Origin of the sequence: Cellulomonas septica, assembly GCF_012396155.1 — a bacterium.
Classification (GTDB): domain Bacteria; phylum Actinomycetota; class Actinomycetes; order Actinomycetales; family Cellulomonadaceae; genus Cellulomonas; species Cellulomonas septica.
Genome location: NZ_JAAXOY010000363.1, coordinates 1 through 3527 on the forward strand (window position 1 = coordinate 1; position 3527 = coordinate 3527).

Annotated in this window: 4 protein-coding genes; all 4 read left to right on the forward strand. The window is 74.1% G+C overall.

The features are described 5' to 3' along the window. The first annotated feature begins 54 nt into the window (after positions 1-54). The 4 genes from nagB to HGA02_RS13265 all read left to right on the forward strand — a co-directional run bounded on the left by nagB (position 55) and on the right by HGA02_RS13265 (position 3505). On the forward strand, positions 55-837 hold the full coding sequence (nagB, locus tag HGA02_RS13250; protein WP_168679402.1) for a glucosamine-6-phosphate deaminase: 783 nt from the start codon (positions 55-57) through the stop codon (positions 835-837). Positions 838-887: 50 nt separating this feature from the next. Continuing rightward, positions 888-1256 carry a DUF3039 domain-containing protein gene (locus HGA02_RS13255; RefSeq protein WP_168679403.1) on the forward strand — a complete coding sequence of 123 codons (369 nt, stop codon included), beginning with the start codon at positions 888-890 and terminating at the stop codon, positions 1254-1256. Next, positions 1253-3067, forward strand: a complete 1815-nt coding sequence (locus HGA02_RS13260) for a DEAD/DEAH box helicase (protein WP_168679404.1) — start codon at positions 1253-1255, stop codon at positions 3065-3067. Before HGA02_RS13255 ends, HGA02_RS13260 begins: the two co-directional genes overlap by 4 nt. Positions 3068-3346: 279 nt before the next feature. Then, on the forward strand, positions 3347-3505 hold the full coding sequence (locus tag HGA02_RS13265; RefSeq protein ID WP_168679405.1) for a hypothetical protein: 159 nt from the start codon (positions 3347-3349) through the stop codon (positions 3503-3505). Positions 3506-3527: the final 22 nt, after the last annotated feature.

The following is a 3527-nucleotide window of genomic DNA, read 5'->3' on the forward strand; positions in this document are numbered from 1 at the left end:
AGCACGACGCATGACCCGCCGTGGCGCGGCCGCGGCCCGACAGGAGGACAGCTGATGGAGGTCGTCATCGCCCCCGCGGCGCAGCTCGCGGTCATCGCCGCCGACGCGGTCGAGCGGCTGCTGCGCGCGCGTCCGACGGCGGTGCTCGGGCTCGCGACGGGCTCCAGCCCGCTGGCCGTCTACGACGAGCTCGCACGCCGGCACGCCGACGAGGGGCTGTCGTTCGCGCACGCGCGGGCGTTCATGCTCGACGAGTACGTCGGCCTGCCCGCCGACCACCCGGAGCGGTACCGCAACGTCATCGAGAAGGAGATCGCGTCGCGCGTCGACTTCGCCGAGGGCGCGGTGCAGGGGCCCGACGGCCTCGCGGAGGACGTGCCCGCGGCGTGCGCGGCGTACGAGCAGGCGATCGCGGACGCGGGCGGCGTCGACCTGCAGATCCTCGGCATCGGCACCGACGGGCACGTCGCGTTCAACGAGCCGGGCTCGTCGCTCGCGTCGCGGACCCGCATCAAGACGCTCACGCGCCAGACGCGCGAGGACAACGCGCGGTTCTTCGGCGGCGACGTCGACCAGGTCCCGACGCACTGCCTCACGCAGGGCCTCGCGACGATCATGGCGGCGCGCCACCTCGTGCTCCTGGCGACCGGCCGGGGCAAGGCCGAGGCGGTGCACCAGCTCGCGGAGGGGCCGGTCAGCGCGATGTGGCCCGCGACCGTCCTGCAGCACCACCCGCACGTCACGGTGCTCGTCGACGACGCCGCCGCGTCGCGCCTGCAGCTCGCGGACTACTACCGCGAGACGTACGCCGCGAAGCCCGGCTGGCAGGGTCTCTAGGGGCGGTGTCGATCCCGGCGACGTCAGGGGCGCGACGTAGACTCCTGCGCATGACTGAGCCCCTCCCGCCGACCGGCCCCGCGGACCCGAACGACCCGGGCCAGGGCACGTCGACGAGCGTGCTCGAGCGCCAGGAGACCCACGAGCAGGTCGAGCCCGGCGACCACGAGCGCTTCGCGCACTACGTGCGCAAGGAGAAGATCATGGAGTCCGCGATGAGCGGCAAGCCCGTGATCGCGCTCTGCGGCAAGGTCTGGGTGCCGGGCCGGGACCCGAACAAGTTCCCGGTGTGCCCCGTGTGCAAGGAGATCTACGAGGGGCTGCGTGACCCGCAGGACGGCGAGGGTGCGTCCGACGACGGCGGCTCCGAGGGCTCGGGCGGGGGTCGTCGCTGGGGCTTCGGCCGCGGCGGCAAGTGAGCGCGGCCGCACGCCCGTCCTCCACCACGTCCCACGCGTCCACGTCGGCGGCCTCCCACCTGCCGCCGGCGTTCCCCGGGCGTGCGCCGTGGGGGACCGCGGGCAAGCTGCGTGCGTGGCAGGCCGAGGCCCTCGACCTGTACCGGGAGCGTTCGCCGCGTGACTTCCTCGCGGTCGCGACGCCCGGTGCGGGCAAGACGACGTTCGCGCTCCGCATCGCGACCGAGCTGCTCGAGGCCCGCGTCGTGCGGCGCGTCACGGTCGTGGCGCCGACCGAGCACCTGAAGAAGCAGTGGGCCGACGCCGCGGCACGCGTCGGGATCCGGCTCGACCCGAACTTCTCGAACGCGCAGGGCCGGCACGGCCACGGGTTCGACGGCGTCGCCGTCACGTACGCGCAGGTCGCCTCGAAGCCCGCGCTGCACGCGGCGCGGACGACGGCCGAGCGCACGCTCGTCATCCTCGACGAGGTGCACCACGGCGGCGACGCGCTCTCGTGGGGCGACGCGGTCCGGGAGGCGTTCGAGGACGCGACCCGGCGCCTCGCGCTCACGGGGACGCCGTTCCGCTCCGACACCGCGGCGATCCCGTTCGTGCAGTACGCGCGGGACCACGAGGGGATCCGCCGGAGCGTCGCGGACTACACGTACGGCTACGGCGACGCGCTGCGCGACCACGTCGTGCGGCCCGTGATCTTCCTGTCCTACAGCGGCTCGATGCGCTGGCGGACGCGCGCGGGCGACGAGGTCAGCGCCCGCCTCGGCGAGCCGCTGACCAAGGACATGACCGCGCAGGCGTGGCGGACCGCGCTCGACCCGAACGGCGAGTGGATCCCGAGCGTCCTGGCGGCCGCCGACCGGCGGCTCACCGAGGTGCGGCGGGCGGTGCCGGACGCGGGCGCGATGATCATCGCGACCGACCAGACCGACGCGCGCGCCTACGCGGGTCACCTGGCACGGCTGACGGGGGAGTCGCCCACGGTCGTGCTGTCCGACGACGACGGCGCGAGCGACCGGATCGACGAGTTCTCCGCGAGCGACTCGCGCTGGCTCGTGGCGGTCCGGATGGTCTCGGAGGGGGTCGACGTCCCGCGCCTCGCGGTCGGCGTCTACGCGACGAGCACCGCGACGCCGCTGTTCTTCGCGCAGGCCGTCGGGCGGTTCGTGCGCGCGCGCAAGCGCGGCGAGACGGCGTCGGTGTTCCTCCCGTCGGTGCCGCAGCTGCTGGGCCTCGCGAGCAGCCTCGAGCTCGAGCGCGACCACGCCCTGGACCGGCCGCAGACGGCCGAGGAGCAGGGCGTCGACTTCAACCCCGAGGACGCGCTCCTGGCGGCCGCGAACGCCGAGCAGAACGGCCCTGACGCGGTCGGGCCGGACGGCAAGCAGGGCACGTTCGAGGCGCTCGAGGCGCAGGCGTCCTTCGACCGCGTGCTGTTCGACGGCGGCGAGTTCGGGACCGAGGCCGCGGTCGGCTCGGACGAGGAGCTCGACTTCCTCGGCCTGCCCGGCCTCCTGGACGCCGACCAGGTCTCGGCGCTCCTGCGGCAGCGGCAGGCGGACCAGCTCAAGGGGAAGCGTCGCCCGGCGGCGTCCGAGCCGGCGCCCGAGATGGACCACCGCAAGCAGGCGGAGCTGCGCAAGGAGCTCGCCCAGCTGGTCGGGGCGTGGTCGCGGCGCAGCGGGCAGCCGCACGGTGCGGTGCACGCGGAGCTGCGTCGGCGGTGCGGGGGACCGGAGGTCGCGCTCGCGGACCCGGCGCAGCTCACGGCCCGTGTCGCGATGCTGCGGGGCTGGTTCGTCGGCAAGAAGTGAGGCCGGTTACGCCTCGGTAGCGCGACCAGGCAACCCCCGTCTCACCATGTGGGACGGTGACAAATCCCTCATATGCCCAGGTCAGGGCCCTGGACGCGCGACCACATAGCAGCGTCGCGTCGCCTCGCAACTCGTCCTCTCGGCGTGCGGAGCGCTCGCGGGTTCGGCAACGTCTTCCTCGTGCTTCACGGCGCCGGGTTCCCCCGGACGCTCACGGTGACATCACGGCGCCGGGTTCCCCCGGACGCTCACGGTGACCACGAAGAAAGGGGTCGCACCATGCCCAGCTGGCTCATCCTCGTCCTCGTCGGAGCGGTTCTCCTCATCCTCGGCTTCGCCGGGGTCGGTGAGTTCCTCCTGTGGATCGGTATCGCCGTCCTGGTCGTCAGCCTGATCCTCGGGCTGGTCGGCCGCGGTCGCGGCCGCGCCCGGATCTGACCGGGCCGCGGCGCGGGTGGCG

Bases quoted from the DNA above. Each gene is read 5' to 3' on its own strand.
- nagB (WP_168679402.1), top strand. From the start codon at position 55: ATGGAGGTCGTCATCGCCCCCGCGGCGCAGCTCGCGGTCATCGCCGCC.
- HGA02_RS13255 (WP_168679403.1), top strand. From the start codon at position 888: ATGACTGAGCCCCTCCCGCCGACCGGCCCCGCGGACCCGAACGACCCG.
- HGA02_RS13265 (WP_168679405.1), top strand. From the start codon at position 3,347: ATGCCCAGCTGGCTCATCCTCGTCCTCGTCGGAGCGGTTCTCCTCATC.